The organism is Microbispora hainanensis (assembly GCF_036186745.1).
Taxonomy (GTDB): domain Bacteria; phylum Actinomycetota; class Actinomycetes; order Streptosporangiales; family Streptosporangiaceae; genus Microbispora.
In genome coordinates this window covers 7,229,283-7,245,488 of the sequence record NZ_CP108086.1, presented here as the reverse complement: position 1 = coordinate 7,245,488, position 16,206 = coordinate 7,229,283, and the positions used below count along the sequence as shown (strand labels likewise).

Genomic DNA, 16,206 nt, shown 5'->3' with positions numbered 1-16,206 from the left:
GCGTATGGACCCCAGCAGCCCGGTCGACGCCCCGGGCATCGTCGTCGGGTACGACGGCTCCGACTTCGCCATGCAGGCGCTCGACTGGGCGATGGACGAGGCCGAGTTCCGCGGCTCGGCGATCACCGTCTGCCATGCCTGGCAGTCGCCGTACGGCACGGACGACGAGGAGGCGCGCCGGTCGCTGCAGCACGCGGCCGAGCACGTGCTGTGGCACGGCGCGGAGTGCGCCCGGCAGTGCACGAGCGGCGTCCGCGTGCGGGAGGACCTGTTCGAGGGGCCGGCCTCCGACCGGCTCGTCGCGCTGTCGGAGACGGCCGACCTCGTCGTCGTGGGATCGCGCGGCCTGAGCGGCGTGGCCCGGCGCGTGATGGGGTCGGTCGCGGGGCACGTCGCGACGCACGCCCTGTGCCCGGTGATCGTGGTGCGCGGCCGGGGGCCGCTGCCGCATCGCAGGCACCCCTGCCCGATCGTCGTGGGCGTCGGCGGCGGCGACGACCACGTCCTCGCCTTCGCCTACCACGAGGCCGCCCTGCGCGGGCTGGAGCTGATCGCGGTGCACGCCTGGCGCTACCCGGCCGCGGCCTGGAGCGCGGGCATGGCGCCCATGGTGATGTCCGACGTCCCCGGCAGGGAGGCCGTCGAGGCGCTGGAGGCCGCCGTGAAGCCCTGGCGCGCGCGATATCCCGAGGTGCGCACGCTGCTCAGGCCGGTCGAGGGGCCCGTGCTCGACGTGCTGGCCGACGCCTCACCCGGCGCGACCATGCTGGTCGTCGGCGCGACCCGCGCCCGTGGAGTGCTCGGCAGGCTCGGGTCGGTCACCCGGCCGCTGATCGACGCGGTCACCTGCCCGGTCGCCGTCGTCCACTGCTGAAGCGCGGCGGCCGCGTGAGGACCGATCCATCCCGGATCGCGCCGCGCAAGGGCAGCAGCCCTACGGTTGCGACGTCTGCTAATCGGCAAATTCATACAAGTTTGTGATAAAGACACTTTTTGGTCCTGGTGTCGAGGTGATCTCCCCCTAAAGTCCGGGGCATGCGTGCTCTATCCCGGGCCTGCCCCGATGACCACCCCGGTGGCCGCGACTCGAGACGCGGTGTCGGCCGCGCCGCTCGCGCGGTCGCCGCGTTCGCGGCCGCAGGCCTCCTGACCGCCGGAGTCACGGTCGCGTCGACGTCGCCAGCCTCGGCCGAGCCGGGCGACGTGGTGATCAGTCAGGTGTACGGAGGCGGCGGCAACTCCGGCGCCCCCTACACCAACGACTACGTCGAGCTGTTCAACCGCGGCACCGCCGAGATCTCGCTGGACGGCTGGTCCCTCCAGTACACGAGTGCCACCGGGACCGGCCAGTTCGGCTCCCAGAAGCAGAACCTGTCGGGCTCGCTCGCCCCCGGGCAGTATCACCTGATCCAGCTCTCCGCCGGAACGACGCCGAGCGGCCCCCTGCCGTCCCCCGACACCGTCGGCACGCTGAGCCTGAGCGCCACGGCCGGCAAGGTCGCGCTGGTCCGCTCGACCACCGGCCTCGCCTGCAACGGCGGCTCCTCACCGTGCACCCCCGAGCAGACCGCGCAGATCGCCGACCTCGTCGGGTACGGCACGGCCAACTACTTCGAGGGCTCGGCGGCGGCCCCGGGCCTGAGCAACTCCACCGCCGCCGTGCGCGCCGGCGGCGGCTGCGCGGACACCGACGACAACGCCGCCGACTTCACCGCGGGCACGCCCGCGCCGCGCAACACGGCGACGCCGCCCGCTCCGTGCGGCGGCGTCTCCCCGTCGCCGTCCGCGACCCCCTCCGCCGGCCCCTCCGCCTCGCCGTCGCCGTCGCCCTCCCCGTCGCCCACGCCCACCGGCGATCCGTGCGACGTGCCGGCGAACCGGCAGATCGCCGAGGTCCAGGGCAGCGGCGACGCCTCCCCGCTCGCCGGGCAGACCGTCCGCGTCGAGGGAATCGTGACCGGCGACTTCCAGACGACCGGTCAGCAGAGCGGCTTCTACTTCCAGGACCCGACGCCGGACGCCGACCCGGCCACCTCCGACGGCCTGTTCGCGTTCGCGCGGGACACCCTGAAGGACGTGAAGGTCGGCGACCGGGTGCTCGTCACCGGCCGGGTCACCGAGTTCAACGGGCTCACCGAGCTGTCCCCGGTCACGGTGGTGGACGTCTGCGGCACCGGCACGATCACGCCGAAGGCCTACGACCTGCCGCGGGCCGGCGACGACACCTTCGAGCCGTACGAGAACGTGCTCGTGACCTTCCCCGAGGCGCTGACCGTGACCGACCACTACAACCTCGGCCGATACGGCGAGGTGACGGTCGCGGCGGGCGGCAGGCTGTTCCAGCCGACCGACCGAAAGGGCGTGGACCCCGCGCTGGACGCCCGCAGGACGCTGCTCGTCGACGACGGCTCGAACACCGAGAACCCGGCGACGATCCCCTACACGAGCCCGGAGGTCGTCCGGCTGGGCGACACCGCGAAGGGGATCACCGGCGTGCTGAGCTACGGCTTCGGGGCCTACCGGCTGGAGCCGACCAAGCCGATCACCTTCCAGCGGACCAACCCCCGCATGCCCGCGCCCGCGCCGGTCGGCGGGAACGTCCGCGTCGCGAGCCTCAACACGCTCAACTGGTTCACGACGCTCGGCTCGCGCGGCGCCAACACGGCCGAGGAGCAGCAGCGGCAGCTCAAGAAGATCGTCGCCACGCTCAAGGGCCTGAACGCCGACGTCGTCGGGCTCATGGAGGTCGAGAACAACGGTCAGACCGCCGTCGACGCGCTGGTCGCCGCACTGAACGCGGAGGTGGGCGCGGGCACGTACGCCGCGCTGACCCACCCCTACCCGGGCACCGACGCGATCCACGTCGCCGCGATCTACAAGCCGGCCAAGGTGACCCCAGTCGGGGCGACGCGGTCGTCGGCCGACCCCGTCTTCCGGCGGCCGCCGCTGATCCAGACCTTCCGCCGGGTGGGCGGCGGCCAGCCGTTCACGCTGCTCGTCAACCACTTCAAGTCCAAGGGCTGTGACGCGGAGGCCCCCAGCGGCGACACGGACCAGGGCGACGGCCAGGGCTGCTACAACGCCGAGCGCGTACGGCAGGCCAAGGCCGTGCTCGGCCTCATCGGCTCGATGGACCTGCCGAACCCGCTGGTGATCGGCGACCTCAACGCCTACGGCGAGGAGGACCCGATCCACACCCTGGAGAAGGGCGGCCTGACCAGCCTGTCCAAGCGGTTCGTGCCCGAGGACCAGCGCTACAGCTACCTGTTCGGCGGGCTGTCGGGCGAGCTCGACCACGCCATGGCCGGCAAGCAGCTGACCAAGCGGGTGACCGGGGCGACGATCTGGCACGTCAACTCCGACGAGTCGCGCATCCTCGACTACAACCTGGAGTTCAACCCGCCGAGCCTCTACCGGCCCGACGCGTTCCGCTCCTCCGATCACGACCCGTTGCTGATCGGGCTGGAGCTGCCCGGCGGCAAGCCCTGACGACCGGCACGCGAAGGGGCCCCCGTCGCCGGGGGCCCCTTTCCGTTCGTCAGGCGTCGGGATCGACGATGTCCCGCTTGGTCTGGGGCGGCTCGCCCGGCTTGCCGCCGAGACGCGGATAGCGCAGGTCGAAGGCGGGCCGCTCGGAGCGGATCGACGGCATCGACAGGAAGTTGTGGCGCGGCGGCGGGCAGGACGTCGCCCACTCCAGCGAGTTGGCATGCCCCCACGGGTCGTTCACCGTCACCTTCTCGCCGTGCCGTACGGTCCACCAGATGTTGTAGAGGAACGGCAGGGTGGACAGGCCGAGCAGGAACGCGCCGAGGCTCGACACCTGGTGCATCCAGGTGAAGCCGTCACTGGCCGCGTAGTCGCCGTACCGCCGCGGCATGCCCTGCGCGCCGAGCCAGTGCTGGATGAGGAACGTCAGATGGAACCCGATGAACAGCATCCAGAAGTGGATCTTCCCGAGCGGCTCGTTCAGCATCTTCCCGGTCAGCTTCGGCCACCAGAAGTAGAAGCCGGAGAACATGGCGAACACCACCGTGCCGAACACCACGTAGTGGAAGTGGGCGACCACGAAGTAGGTGTCGGTCACGTGGAAGTCCAGCGGCGGCGACGCCAGGATCACCCCGGTCAGCCCGCCGAGCAGGAACGTCACGAGGAAGCCCACCGACCACAGCATGGGCGTCTCGAACGTGAGATGGCCCCGCCACATCGTGCCCGTCCAGTTGAAGAACTTCACCCCGGTGGGCACGGCGATCAGGAACGTCATCAGCGAGAAGAACGGCAGCAGCACCTGGCCGGTGGCGAACATGTGGTGCGCCCACACGGTGACCGACAGCGCGGTGATCGCGATCGTCGCGCCGACCATCCCGACGTACCCGAACAGCGGCTTGCGGCTGAAGACCGGGATCACCTCGGTGACGATGCCGAAGAACGGCAGCGCGATGATGTAGACCTCCGGGTGGCCGAAGAACCAGAACAGGTGCTGCCACAGCATCGGGCCGCCGCTCGCGGGGTCGTAGATGTGCGAGCCGAGCTTGCGGTCGATCTCCAGCGCCAGCAGCGCGGCGGCGAGCACCGGGAAGGCCAGCAGCACGAGGATCGAGGTGAAGAACACGTTCCACGTGAAGATCGGCATCCGGAACATCGTCATGCCCGGGGCGCGCATGCACATGATCGTCGTGATGAAGTTGACCGAGCCGAGGATCGTCCCGAGGCCCGACAGCGCCAGCCCCATGATCCACAGGTCCCCGCCGAGCTGCGGGGTGAACGACGCGGACGACAGCGGCGTGTAGGCCGTCCAGCCGAACGTCGGCGCGCCGCCCGTGAGCGACGACGCCAGCACCATCAGGCCGCCGAACAGGAACATCCAGTAGCTGACCATGTTGAGCCGGGGGAAGGCCACGTCGGGCGCGCCGATCTGCAGGGGCATCACCGCGTTGGCGAACCCGGCGAACAACGGCGTCGCGAACAGCAGCAGCATGACGCTGCCGTGCAGCGTGAACAGCATGTTGTATTGCTGCAGCGTGACGAACTGCATGCCCGGTTCGAACAGCTCCGCGCGGATGACCATGGCTTCCAGGCCGCCGACCAGGAAGAAGAAGAACGCGGTGATCATGTAGAGATTGCCGATCACCTTGTGGTCCGTGCTCGACAGCCACGAGACGAGCAGGGCGCCGGGGCCCTTCTGTCCCGTCAGGTCGGTCGGCCGTACGGCGTGAGTCGTCATCGGCGTGCTCCTTCTACGTCAAGGAGGTCTGCTGCCCAATCACACGAGGCTCATCGCGAAATGGAATGCTGGGATCGACCGGCTGGTTATGCCCGCTGAAGACCGAGCGAAAGGAGTCGCCCGTGGCGACCATCGAGGTAACTGAGAAGAACTTCAACGACATCGCCGACAATGGCATCGTACTGCTCGATTTCTGGGCGTCCTGGTGCGGCCCCTGCCGGTCGTTCGCGCCGATCTTCGAGAAGGCGTCCGAGGAGCACACGGACATCACCTTCGGCAAGATCGACACGGAGGCGCAGCCGGGCCTGTCGGAGGGCTTCGAGATCACCGCGATTCCGACGATCATGGCGATCCGCGATGGCATCGTGGTGTTCGCCCAGCCGGGCGCCCTTCCCGCGCCCGCGCTGGAGGACCTGATCAGCCAGCTCCGCGCGCTCGACATGGACGCCATCCGTGCCCAGATCGAGGCGGAGGCCAAGAACTCCTGAGGCAGCGGGCCGCGCCCCCGGAAGCGGAAACCGCCGTCACCCCGTCCGAGCGATCGGAGGGCGACGGCGGGTTCAGCGGTCCTGTGCCGGTGCCGGTCAGCTCGACCGGTAGAGCTCCGCGACGCGGAAGGCGAGGTCGAGCGACTGGCCGCGGTTGAGGCGGGGGTCGCAGGCGGTCTCGTAGCGCAGCGCCAGGTCCTCCTCCACGATCGCGTGCCCGCCGCCCACGCACTCGGTGACGTCGTCGCCGGTGAACTCGATGTGGATGCCGCCGGGGTGGGTGCCGAGCGCGTGATGCACCTCGAAGAAGCCCGCGACCTCGTCGAGCACGTCGTCGAGGCGGCGGGTCTTGTGCCCGCTCGGCGCCTCGAAGGTGTTGCCGTGCATCGGGTCGCACACCCACGCCACGGTCGCGCCGCTCGCGTTGACCTTCTCCACCAGCGTCGGCAGCGCGTCGCGGACCTTGCCCGCCCCCATCCGGGTGATGAAGGTGAGCCGCCCGGGCTCGTTGTCGGGGTTGAGCTTGTCGATCAGCGCGATGGCCTCTTCGGGCGTGGTCGTCGGGCCGAGCTTCACGCCGATCGGGTTGCGGATGCGGCTGAAGAACTCGACATGCGCCCCGTCGAGCTGGCGGGTGCGCTCGCCGATCCACACCATGTGCGCCGACACGTCGTACGGCAGGCCGGTGCGCGAGTCGATCCGGGTGAGCGCCCGGTCGTAGTCGAGGATCAGGGCCTCGTGGGAGGAGTAGAACTCCACGGTGTGGAACTCCTCCGGGTCGGCCCCGCAGGCCCGCATGAACGAGAGCGCCTGGTCGATCTCCCGGGCGAGCTGCTCGTAGCGCCGCCCCGCCGGGGACTCCGCCACGAAGTCCTGGTTCCACGCGTGGACCTGGCGCAGGTCGGCGTAGCCGCCCTTGGTGAAGGCCCGCGCGAGGTTCAGCGTGACGGCGGAGGAGTGGTAGGCGCGCAGCAGCCGGTTGGGGTCGGGACGGCGGGCCTCGGCGGTGAAGTCGAAGCCGTTGACCATGTCGCCCCGGTAGGCCGGCAGCTCCAGGCCGTCGCGGATCTCCGTGGGCTTGGAGCGCGGCTTGGCGAACTGCCCGGCGAGCCTGCCGATCTTGACGACCGGCACGCGGCCGGCGTAGGTCAGCACGATCGCCATCTGCAGCAGGGTCTTGAGCTTGTTGCGCACGTTCTCGGCCGTCGCGCCCGCGAAGGTCTCGGCGCAGTCGCCGCCCTGCAGGACGAACGCCTCCCCGCGCGCCACGGCGGCCATGCTCTCCTTGAGCTGGTCGCACTCGCCGGCGAACACGAGCGGGGGCAGGGACGCCAGCTCCGCTACGACCTTGTCCAGCTCACCGCGGTCCGGCCAGTCCGGCTGCTGGGCCGCGGGAAGATCACGCCAGGCGTCCAGGGCAGGGCCGCTCACGGGGTCGAGGTTCGTTGCGCTCACGGGAACCAAGGTTATTGCACCCGGTCCTGTGCGGGCCCCGTCCTGTCCATTTGCTGAGATCTTTTTTTCGCAGCGGAAGACGTACGTGCTCGGGCAGGACGCCGAGACCGATGAACCGCGGCACCAGCGAGCGCACCGCCGGCACGCGGGTGAGAGCCGGGATCCGCCCCACGGGACCGGCGAGCGCCGGCCGGATGAGGCGGTCCTGCACCACGCGCTGCGCGGTCTGCACGACGATCGTGGGCACCTTCCTGCGGCGCTGGACCCTGGCGAGCACGGCGGCGGGCGCCCGGCCGCGCAGCAGGACGGGCCCGACGATGTTGGCGGCCGCGACGGCGTCCGCCACGGCGAGGTTGATCCCGACGCCGAAGACCGGCGACATCGCGTGGGCCGCGTCGCCGATCAGCAGCAGCCCGGGCAGGTGCCAGCGGGTGAGCCGGTTCACCTCGACGCTCAGCACACCGGTCTGGTCGAAGCCGTGCAGCTCGCCGGTCCTGCCGTCGAGGAAGGGCAGCAGCCGTCCCACCTCGCGGCGCAGCTCGCCGACGCCCTTCGCCTCCAGTGCGGCGAAGCCGCCCTTGGGGATGATGTAGGCGAGCTGCCAGTAGGTCTCCCTGTTGATCGCGACCATGAGCCGTCCGGCGGACGCCCGCAGGAACGGCTGCTCGGGATCGCCCTCCGCCCGCGGCAGCCGGAACCACACGACGTCCATCGGGGCGCCGAAACGCTTGGGCGCCAGCCCGGCCGCCCGGCGCACGTCGGAGTGCCGGCCGTCGGCGGCGACGGTGAGCACGGCCCTGATCTCGTGCTCCTCGCCCCGCTCGTCGCGGTAGCGGACCCCGCGGACCGCGCCGTCGTGCCGTACGAGGTCGACGACCTTGGCGTTCATCAGGAGGTGGAAGTTGGGATAGGCGGCCGCCTCGCGGGTGAGGAGGTCGAGGAAGTCCCACTGTGGGACGAAGGCGATGTACTGGTACTTCCCCGGCAGGCGCCGCAGGTCGGCGATGGGCACCTCGCCGTCGTCGGTCCGCATGGACAGCGTGTGCGCCTTGCGGTGCGGCAGCCGGTGGAACGCCTCGCCCAGGCCGATCTCGTCCAGGATCTGGAGGGTCGAGGGATGGATGGTGTCACCGCGGAAGTCGCGCAGGAAGTCCGCGTGCTTCTCCAGCAGAGTGACATCGACGCCCGCGCGTGCCAGAAGCAGTGCGAGCATGGCCCCCGCGGGCCCGCCGCCCGCGATCACACATGTCGTCTCCATAATTCATCACCCGCTGAAATTGTCTCACGCGGGGGGCCGGGCCGCCAGATGTGGGCCTACCGGAGCGCGTGCGGGACCGCTATTTTGTGATCAATGGAGTCGGCCTTTATGGAGTCCGCTGTGAGTGCTCGTGTGAGTCACCTGCCCCGCGTCGCGGCCGGGACGATGGTCCTGTCCCTCGTGGCCTCGCTGACCGTAGGGGCGCCCGCGGCCCTCGCGGCGACCGGCGACTCCGAGCCGCACACCGGCAACGGGTGCGGCTCGCAGTCCCTCACGCTGGAGGCGTGACCTCAGACGTGCGCGTGGTTCCTCGCCCCCGCGCGCAGCAGGTCGAGGCAGGCGGCCAGTGACCGCGTGGTGATGTCCCTGATGCGGGCGTAGGACTCCTCGGGATACTGCCGGGGGCCGTCCTCCACCAGCATGATCAGGTAGAGGTAGACCCGATAGAGGGCGATCCGTACGCGCGCGGCCTGGTCCAGCCGCACGGGGCCGGCCTCCTGCCGGTAACCCATGAGCATCGGGTCGTCCTCGCGCAGCTCGTCGAAGATCGTCGGAGTGACGAAGTCGGCGAGCGGGTCGCCCCAGAACGCCCTCTCGTGGTCGATGAGCGCCTGCACGCGGTTGTCGCCGTCCAGGAACACGTTGCCCGGCCACATGTCGAAGTGCACCAGCGACGGCGTGGTGACCTGGTCGAGGACGTGCGCGTTCATGTGGACGAGCCCGACGATCTCCACGATCGTGGCGGGGAGCGGGGTGTTGTAGTAGACCGCGTCGTCCAGCAGGGCACCGACCATGATGAGGAACGCCTCCCGCCAGGTCCGGCCGGTCAGCCCGGCGTACGGGTAGCCGAAGACGCCCGTGCCCGGGATGGAGTGCAGGCGGGCGAGGTGGCGGCCCAGCTCGAACCGGAGCGCGCCCTCCTCCGCGGGGCTGAGCGTCGTCCGGTTCCACGGCACCCCGTCGAGCGCGGACAGGATGAGGTAGTCGCCGCCCAGCAGCGGGTCGTCGAACGACGCCTTGAGCAGGGCGGCCATCGGCAGCCCGGCGGGCTGGGCGAGGTGGTAGACCATCGCCTCGGTGCGCAGCAGGTGGCGCTCGTAGGCCAGCAGCCGCAGGTCGGGCGGCGGCCCCACCTTGAGCACCACCTGACGTCCGTCGTCGAGGCCGAGCCGCCAGACGGCGTTCGCGAAGCCGTCGGTGAGCTCCTCCGACGAGGTCACCCCGCAGCCGAGCGCGTCGCGGGTGACCTCGTCGAGCCGGGCGGGGGACAACCGCCTCTTCGTCCTGCTGTCCATTCAGCCTTCCAATGACGCAGTGGTGACCGCGATGGCCCACGTGGCCTCGTGCTTGTCCCCCGGCTGCAAAACGATCAGGTCGGTGCCCGAGTTGAACGCGTCGGGCGGGCAGGTCATCGGCTCCACGGCCAGCCCCTGGTGGCCCAGCCCCGTGCCGGTGCAGATCTGGACCCACGGCAGCACCGCGGGGTCCCAGGTGAGCTCAACCCCGCCCTCCGGCCCCAGCACGCGTACGCGTCCCTCCGTCACGCCCGTGAAGGCGTGGTCGACGGCGGTGTCCCCGATCACGCGCGGCGTCCTGAAGTCGTAGGGCGTTCCCTCGACCTCCACCAGGTCGGTGGGGGCGAGCAGGTCGTCGGTGAGCAGCACCCGCCCGGCCGGCAGGCCGAGCTCGTAGGCGGTGACGTCGGGCCCGGCCAGCAGCCACGGGTGCGGCCCGCAGCCGTACGGCGCCGCCGTCTCGCCCACGTTCTGCGCCGTCAGCGTGGTCGACAGGCCCTCGGCGGACACCGAGTGGCGCACCTCGAGGGAGATCCTGTGCGGGTAGCCCTCGGTGGGCTCCACGACGTGCGTCAGCCGTACGTGGCCGTGGTGGTCCTCCACCGACAGCAGCTCCGCGCACTTCCAGTCGACGCCGGAGACGAGGCCGTGCAGGGCGTGGCCGCGGTCGGGCTCGTTGACCGGCAGGTGGCGGCGCTGCCCCTCGAAGACGTACGTGCCGCCGACCACCCGGTTGGGCCATGGCGCCAGGATGGTGCCGCTGTAGTAGGGGACCGGCCCGCCTTCCGGCCAGCTCGTCAACAGATCGCGGCCCTCGTGCCGCAGCACCCGGAGCGCGCCGCCCCGCTCGCTGATCGTGGCCTGGTATCCGCCGCCGGCAATCGTGTAATCGGGCACGGGGGAGTCCTCTCGCTGACGCGACGTCAAGAAGCTGGTCATCTGACGGTATGCAGGGACTTTATCCCAGCTCATCGCCCTTGATCCAAGCGGGGTGGGAGGATTGTGGGAGCGCTCCCACTTCGGGTAAAGCTAAGTCTTTTCGGCGGACGCGTCAACTTATTCGCGGGATTATCGCGTAGATCGGTATAAGTGCACCGATTTGCCGCACAGCGGCACTTGCGTGCACGTGCATGGGCGAGCGCCCACCACCGCGTGCTGAAAGTTTCAGCGGTTCCGGGCAGCCGTCATCGCACCGCCGCGCGACGGGTCCCGGAGGCCGGTGTCCCGGAAAAGCATCCCGGAGACAGGAGGGCACAGGAGGCGGTGCCGGCCGGGCCTCTGGACAGGGCCCCGGACAGGGCGTGGCAGCAAGGGGCCCGGCGGCACGGTGCCTCCCGGCACTGCGCGCTCGGCACTGCGCGCTCGGCACAGGGCCCCGGAAGCCGGGCGCTCGGCACTGCGCGCTCGGCACAGGGCCCCGGAAGCCGGGCGCGGGGCATGCCGGCCCGAGTGGGCGGGGGAAACCGCTTCGCTCATCGGGCCGGCGTGCTCGCCGAGCGTGTTATCGGGTGGTGTTCATCGGGTCGTGTTGGTCGGGTGGTGTCGCTCCATGCTGTTCGCCGGGTCGTCGCGGGGTCGTCGCGGACTCGTCGCGGGGGTCAGCGCAGCTCGCCGCTCTTCACCACGTCGCGGTACCAGAGCGCGCTGTCCTTGGGCGTACGCTGCTGCGTCGCGTAGTCCACGTATACGATGCCGAACCGCTGGCTGTACCCCTCGGCCCACTCGAAGTTGTCCAGCAGCGACCACACGTGGTAGCCCTCGACCTGCGCGCCGGCCTCCATGGCGCGGTGCATCGCGCTCAGGTGGGCGCGCAGGTAGGCGATCCGCCGGTCGTCGCGGACCCGGCCGTCGGCGTCGACCCCGTCCACCGTGGCCAGGCCGTTCTCGGTGATGACCATCGGCACGCCCGGGTAGTCCCGGTGCACCCGGACGAGGATGTCGTGCAGGCCCTCGGGGTAGATCTCCAGCCACTCGGCCTGGGCCCGCTCGTGCAGGAAGACACGTTCGCCCTTGCCGTCCACGAAGACCGGCGTGTAGTACTGCACGCCGAGGACGTCGATGGGCTCGCTGATGACGCCGAGGTCGCCGTCGAGGATGTGGTCGGCCATCGGGCCGCGCTCGGAGATCCAGCGCAGCGTGTCCTCGGGGTAGCGGCCCTTGAAGATCGGGTCGAGGTAGAGCCGGTTCTCCAGCCCGTCCTGGTGGTGCGCCGCCTCGCGCGCCTCCGGCGTGTCGTCGGCCGGGTAGGTCGGGTGCAGGTTGAGCGCCGGGCCGATGCGGCGTCCGGGGTGCCGCTCGTGCAGCACCCGCGAGGCGAGGCCGTGGGCGAGCAGCAGGTGGTGGCAGGCGACGAACGCGCGCGCGTCGTCCTTCACGCCCGGCGCGTGGGTGCCGAAGCGGTATCCGCAGTCGACCACGGTCTTGGGCTCGTTGATCGTCAGCCAGTCCCTGATCTCCAGGGCGTCGAAGCAGATCTCGGCATACTCGGCGAAGCGCTCGGCCGTGTCCCGGTTCTCCCAGCCCCCTCGGTCCTGCAGCTCCTGCGGCAGGTCCCAGTGGAAGAGCGTGGCCATCGGCCGGACGCCGCGTTCTGCCAGCCCGTCCACGAGCCGGCGGTAGAAGTCGAGGCCCTTCTGGTTGGGCTTGCCCGAGCCGGTCGGCTGGATCCGCGGCCAGGCGATGGAGAAGCGGTAGCTGCCCAGGCCCAGATCGGCGATCAGGTCGAGGTCCTCGTTGTAGCGGTGGTAGTGGTCGGCGGCGTGCTCTCCGCTGTCGCCGTCGCGTACGTTGCCGGGGACCGCGCAGAACGTGTCCCACACCGATGGCCCGCGGCCGTCCTCCGTGGTCGCGCCCTCGATCTGGTAAGCCGCGGTGGACGCGCCCCAGACGAAGTCGGCCGGAAACCGTGCGGGTGAGTTCATGGCTTCATCCATTCTCGGTGAGGAAACGCGCGGGTGATTCGAGCGCCGTGCGGAGCTCCCCGAGGAACTCCGCGGCATCGCGACCGTTGATGTAACGGTGGTCGTATGCGAGGCCAACTGTGGCGGTCTTGCGTACGGCGAAGCCCGGACCGTCCTGGACGACCTCCGGACGCGGTGCCGTCAGCGACAGCGCGCACGTCTGGCCGGGGAAGACGATCGGGACGGCGAACACGATGCCGTCGTGCGTGTGCAACGTGAGCGTGATGGCGCCTCCCTGGAGGTCGCGTTCCCGGAACGACCCGGTGAGCGCCGTCTTGCGGAAGCCGACCAGGTCACCGGCGATCTCGGACAGCGGCCGGTTGCCCGCGTCGCGGACGACCGGGATGAACAACCCCCGGCCCACGTCGACCGTCACGCCCACGTCGGCGGTGGCGGCCCTTCTCGCCCGGGGGCCGGGGCCGGGCGCCGCGAAGAACATCGGGAAGCGGTCGAGCAGCCCGCCGGTCGCCTTCACCACCATCTCGGGCAGCCCGACCAGCGTGCGCAGCCGGCGGGTGAGGTCGCGGGCGAGCGACAGGACCTCGGTCACGTCCACGTTCATCGCCGTGAAGGCCGCCGGGATCTCGCGCCGGGACCGTTCGACGACCTCGGCCGTCCGCTGCTGCGCCCGCGACAGCGTGATCCACTGCGCGTCGTCGTCATCCGCCAGGACGTCCCCTGCCTGGGCGTCCGCCGCCAGGACGTCCCTTGCCTGGGCGTCCGCCGCCAGGACGTCCCTTGCCTGGGCGTCCGCCGCCTGGGCGTCCCCTGCCTGGGCGGCGTCCGCGGCGGCGGGGGAGGGCTCCTGCGCGGCGAGCAGCTCCTCGACGTCGGTCCGCCTGATGACCTTGCGGCCGAGGGCGTACACCCGATCCATGGCGACGCCGTGCGCCTCGATGAGTTCGCGCGCGGGCGCCGTGACGATCACCCCGGAGACGTCGCCGGGCGGCGCCGCGGTCTGCGGCCCGCCCGGGTTTCCGTCCGCGGCCTGCTGAGCGGCCTTCCCCGCGGCCTGCCGGGCGGGCCCGGCCGTGGTCTCCCCGGCGTCCTCGTCCGCGCTCGCGAGCAGGCGGGCGATCACCTGCCCGGGCTCGCACTCGGCCCCCTCGGCGAGCAGCCGCCGCAGGACGCCGTCCGACGGGGCCTCGACCTCCTCGGTCGCCTTCGACGTCTCGAGCAGCACGATCGGATCGCCGTCGCGCACCGTCTGCCCGTCCTCGGCCAGCCACTCGACCAGCACGTACGACGTGTCGTTGTTGTTGAGCTTGGGCACCCGGAAGTCGGTCACGACAGCGCCTCCCTCACCGCGGCCCTGATGCTGTCGGACTGCACGAGCACCTCACGTTCCAGATGGGGGGCGGCGGGGATCACCCCGTCCGCCGAGTTGACCAGCGTGATCGGGCCCCGGAGGCGGCCCCACAGGCGCGGATAGAGCGCCGTGGCCACCTCGGACGCCCAGGAGCCGCCCTCGGTGCCGTCGTCCACGACGCAGACGTGCGGCGCGTCCTCAAGCCCCGGCAGCCGCGGCACGGGATAGAGCTGGGCGGGCACCAGCAGCTCGCAGACCAGGTCGTCCTCCAGGAGGAGCGCCCGCATGGCGTCGAGCGTCCGGTGGACGAGCCCGCCGTGGGTGACCAGCGTGCAGTCGGGCCGGCCGGCGCCGTCGACGCGCACCCGCGCCACGTCGTCCACCAGCTCGACGGTGAACAGGTCGTCCACCTGGTGCATCTGCCGCGTGTAGAGCACCTTGTCCTCGAAGAACAGGCAGGGCCGCCCGAGGCCGAACATCCGGGCGAACAGCTCGCCCGCGTCGTGGAACGGCGTCATCTCGAACAGCGACAGCCCCGGCACGCCGATGAAGTGCTTCTGCGGGTTCTGGCTGTGGGTCGGGCCGTAGCCGCGGTTGCCGCCCGTGGGGCAGCGCACCACGAGCGGGATCGGCACCGGCCTGCCGTACATGGAGGTGGACTTGGCGGCGAAGTTCGTGATCTGGTCGAACGCCAGCGCCACGAAGTCGGCGAACATGATCTCGACGATGGCCTTGTCGCCGGCCAGGGCCAGCCCGGCCCCGACCCCGGCGATCGCGCCCTCGCTCAGCGGCGTGGACCTCACCCGGGAGCCGAACCGGCCGGACAGCCCGCGGGTCACCTTGAACGCGCCGCCGTACGGGTCGCTGACGTCCTCGCCGAGCAGGTGGACCGAGGGGTCGGACTCCATGAGGTCGTGCAGCGCCTGGTTGAGGTGCTCGGAGACCCTGGTCACGCCGCTCCCCCCGGCCGGGCGTGGGGCCGGGCGGAGACCTCGGCGACCACGCGTTCGACGAGCTCCCGCTGCTCGGCGTCGATCCGGGCGAACCGCTCGGGATCGGCCTCGGCGTACCGGTCGTACCAGTCGGACTCGCGGGCCCGGCGGATCTCCTCCGGCGGGCGGGTGTCGTCGCCCTTGCTGTGCGGTCCGAGGCGGTGGGTGGCGAACTCGACCACCAGCGGGGACGGCTCGGTCCGTACGGCGTCGACCAGCGGCGCGAGCGCCTGCCTGATCTCGCCGACGTCGGTGCCGGTGATGTGGTGGTGCCGCACTCCGAAGGCCGCCGCCCGGGCGGCGATCGTGCCGGCCATCTGCGCGGACGTGGGGGTCGACTGGGCGATGCCGTTGTGCTCGACCACGACGAGCAGCGGCACCCGCCAGAGGGACGCCATGTTCAGCGCTTCGTAGACGGCGCCCTCGCCCCAGGTGCCGTCTCCGATGTACGCGCAGGCGAGCGCGCCCGTTCCGGCCAGTTTGAGCGCCACCCCGGTCGCCACGGGCAGGCTCTCGCCCTGCACTCCGGTCGAAAGGAACCGCTGGTGGTAGATGTGCTGGCTGCCGCCGACGCCCCCGCACAGCGCGCCATCCCGCCCCATGATCTCTGCGAGCAGGCCGTACGGGTCGGGGTGGCGGGCGAGGAAGTGGCCGTGCCCCCGGTGGTTGCTGAAGACGAAGTCGTCGTCGCGGAGCAGGGACGACACCGTGACCGGGATGTACTCCTGCCCGAGGCAGGTGTGGGTGGTGCCGCTCAGCACGCCCTGCTCGAACAGGCGGAGCAGGGCGCGTTCGAAGTGCCGGATGAGCAGGAGTGAGCGGAGGTCCCCGTCGTTCAGGGCATGCCCCGGGCTCCGGGACGGTGCGGCGGTGACGATCACAGGTGGTCCGCTCCTGGTGCGTCTCTGGTCGAGGGGTGCGCTCGACGCCGGGCCCCGTTGCCAGGGACAGGAGCACCACGGCATCCAGCACAGGAGCAGCGGCATCCGTTGACAGGAGCGCCAGCACCCTTTCGACAGGAGTAACGGGATCACCCTGTCTGGGAGCGCTCCCACGGAGGGTAGGTGCGGTAAGGGTCCATGTCAATCCCTGGCCGAACAGCAATTTTGGGAGATTACGACCGCATTGTCCGTGATCTGCGGCAATATCCTCACATTCACCGTCTTGGGGCTAATAACGGACAGAAACTTCCATGACACTTGACGAACGAAAGCCGTGATCCCTA

General features: G+C 70.8%; 13 protein-coding genes. 4 read left to right on the top strand and 9 right to left on the bottom strand.

The window, feature by feature from the left end:
* Nucleotides 1-4: 4 nt before the first annotated feature.
* Nucleotides 5-874, top strand: coding sequence for a universal stress protein (locus OHB01_RS33145; RefSeq protein WP_328854480.1), 870 nt, complete (start codon nucleotides 5-7; stop codon nucleotides 872-874).
* 161 nt (nucleotides 875-1,035) lie between these two features.
* Nucleotides 1,036-3,489 (top strand): ExeM/NucH family extracellular endonuclease, encoded by a 2,454-nt coding sequence (locus OHB01_RS33140; protein ID WP_147942775.1) that lies wholly within the window; start codon nucleotides 1,036-1,038, stop codon nucleotides 3,487-3,489.
* Nucleotides 3,490-3,538: 49 nt separating this feature from the next.
* Here OHB01_RS33140 and ctaD read toward each other — a convergent pair whose 3' ends face one another.
* On the bottom strand, nucleotides 3,539-5,224 hold the full coding sequence (gene ctaD / locus OHB01_RS33135) for a cytochrome c oxidase subunit I (RefSeq protein WP_142648299.1): 1,686 nt from the start codon (nucleotides 5,222-5,224) through the stop codon (nucleotides 3,539-3,541).
* A 122-nt stretch (nucleotides 5,225-5,346) separates the two neighbouring features.
* Between ctaD and OHB01_RS33130 the strand changes: the two genes are divergently transcribed.
* Entirely contained in the window at nucleotides 5,347-5,712 is a 366-nt protein-coding gene (locus OHB01_RS33130; protein ID WP_142648300.1) for a thioredoxin family protein, read from the top strand.
* 96 nt (nucleotides 5,713-5,808) lie between these two features.
* On the opposite strand, the gene OHB01_RS33125 is transcribed toward OHB01_RS33130, so the two are convergent.
* Together OHB01_RS33125 and OHB01_RS33120 are read right to left on the bottom strand one after the other, a co-directional pair.
* On the bottom strand, nucleotides 5,809-7,143 hold the full coding sequence (locus OHB01_RS33125) for a class II 3-deoxy-7-phosphoheptulonate synthase (protein ID WP_142648384.1): 1,335 nt from the start codon (nucleotides 7,141-7,143) through the stop codon (nucleotides 5,809-5,811).
* Nucleotides 7,112-8,425, bottom strand: a complete 1,314-nt coding sequence (locus tag OHB01_RS33120) for an FAD-dependent oxidoreductase (protein WP_328854479.1) — start codon at nucleotides 8,423-8,425, stop codon at nucleotides 7,112-7,114. Before OHB01_RS33120 ends, OHB01_RS33125 begins: the two co-directional genes overlap by 32 nt.
* Before the next feature lie 120 nt (nucleotides 8,426-8,545).
* Here OHB01_RS33120 and OHB01_RS33115 point away from each other — a divergent pair, with 120 nt between their 5' ends.
* Nucleotides 8,546-8,713, top strand: a complete 168-nt coding sequence (locus OHB01_RS33115) for a hypothetical protein (protein ID WP_168065994.1) — start codon at nucleotides 8,546-8,548, stop codon at nucleotides 8,711-8,713.
* Nucleotides 8,714-8,715: 2 nt separating this feature from the next.
* Here the strand turns inward: OHB01_RS33115 and OHB01_RS33110 are convergent, their stop codons facing one another.
* From OHB01_RS33110 to OHB01_RS33085, 6 genes are all read right to left on the bottom strand, one after another.
* Entirely contained in the window at nucleotides 8,716-9,720 is a 1,005-nt protein-coding gene (locus OHB01_RS33110; RefSeq protein ID WP_142648302.1) for a phosphotransferase family protein, read from the bottom strand.
* Nucleotides 9,721-10,617 carry an aldose 1-epimerase family protein gene (locus OHB01_RS33105; protein WP_328710279.1) on the bottom strand — a complete coding sequence of 299 codons (897 nt, stop codon included), beginning with the start codon at nucleotides 10,615-10,617 and terminating at the stop codon, nucleotides 9,721-9,723. It lies immediately after the preceding gene.
* Between the two features lie 701 nt (nucleotides 10,618-11,318).
* The gene (locus OHB01_RS33100; RefSeq protein ID WP_205830355.1) at nucleotides 11,319-12,641 is read right to left on the bottom strand and encodes a GH1 family beta-glucosidase; all 1,323 of its coding nucleotides are present in this window, start codon (nucleotides 12,639-12,641) and stop codon (nucleotides 11,319-11,321) included.
* A 4-nt stretch (nucleotides 12,642-12,645) separates the two neighbouring features.
* Nucleotides 12,646-13,968, bottom strand: coding sequence for a 2-oxo acid dehydrogenase subunit E2 (locus OHB01_RS33095; RefSeq protein ID WP_147942773.1), 1,323 nt, complete (start codon nucleotides 13,966-13,968; stop codon nucleotides 12,646-12,648).
* Nucleotides 13,965-14,942 carry an alpha-ketoacid dehydrogenase subunit beta gene (locus OHB01_RS33090; RefSeq protein WP_147942772.1) on the bottom strand — a complete coding sequence of 326 codons (978 nt, stop codon included), beginning with the start codon at nucleotides 14,940-14,942 and terminating at the stop codon, nucleotides 13,965-13,967. Before OHB01_RS33090 ends, OHB01_RS33095 begins: the two co-directional genes overlap by 4 nt.
* Complete coding sequence (locus tag OHB01_RS33085) at nucleotides 14,939-15,862, bottom strand: thiamine pyrophosphate-dependent dehydrogenase E1 component subunit alpha (protein WP_260617307.1); 924 nt, start codon at nucleotides 15,860-15,862, stop codon at nucleotides 14,939-14,941. The genes OHB01_RS33090 and OHB01_RS33085 overlap by 4 nt, the downstream gene beginning before the upstream one ends.
* Nucleotides 15,863-16,206: the final 344 nt, after the last annotated feature.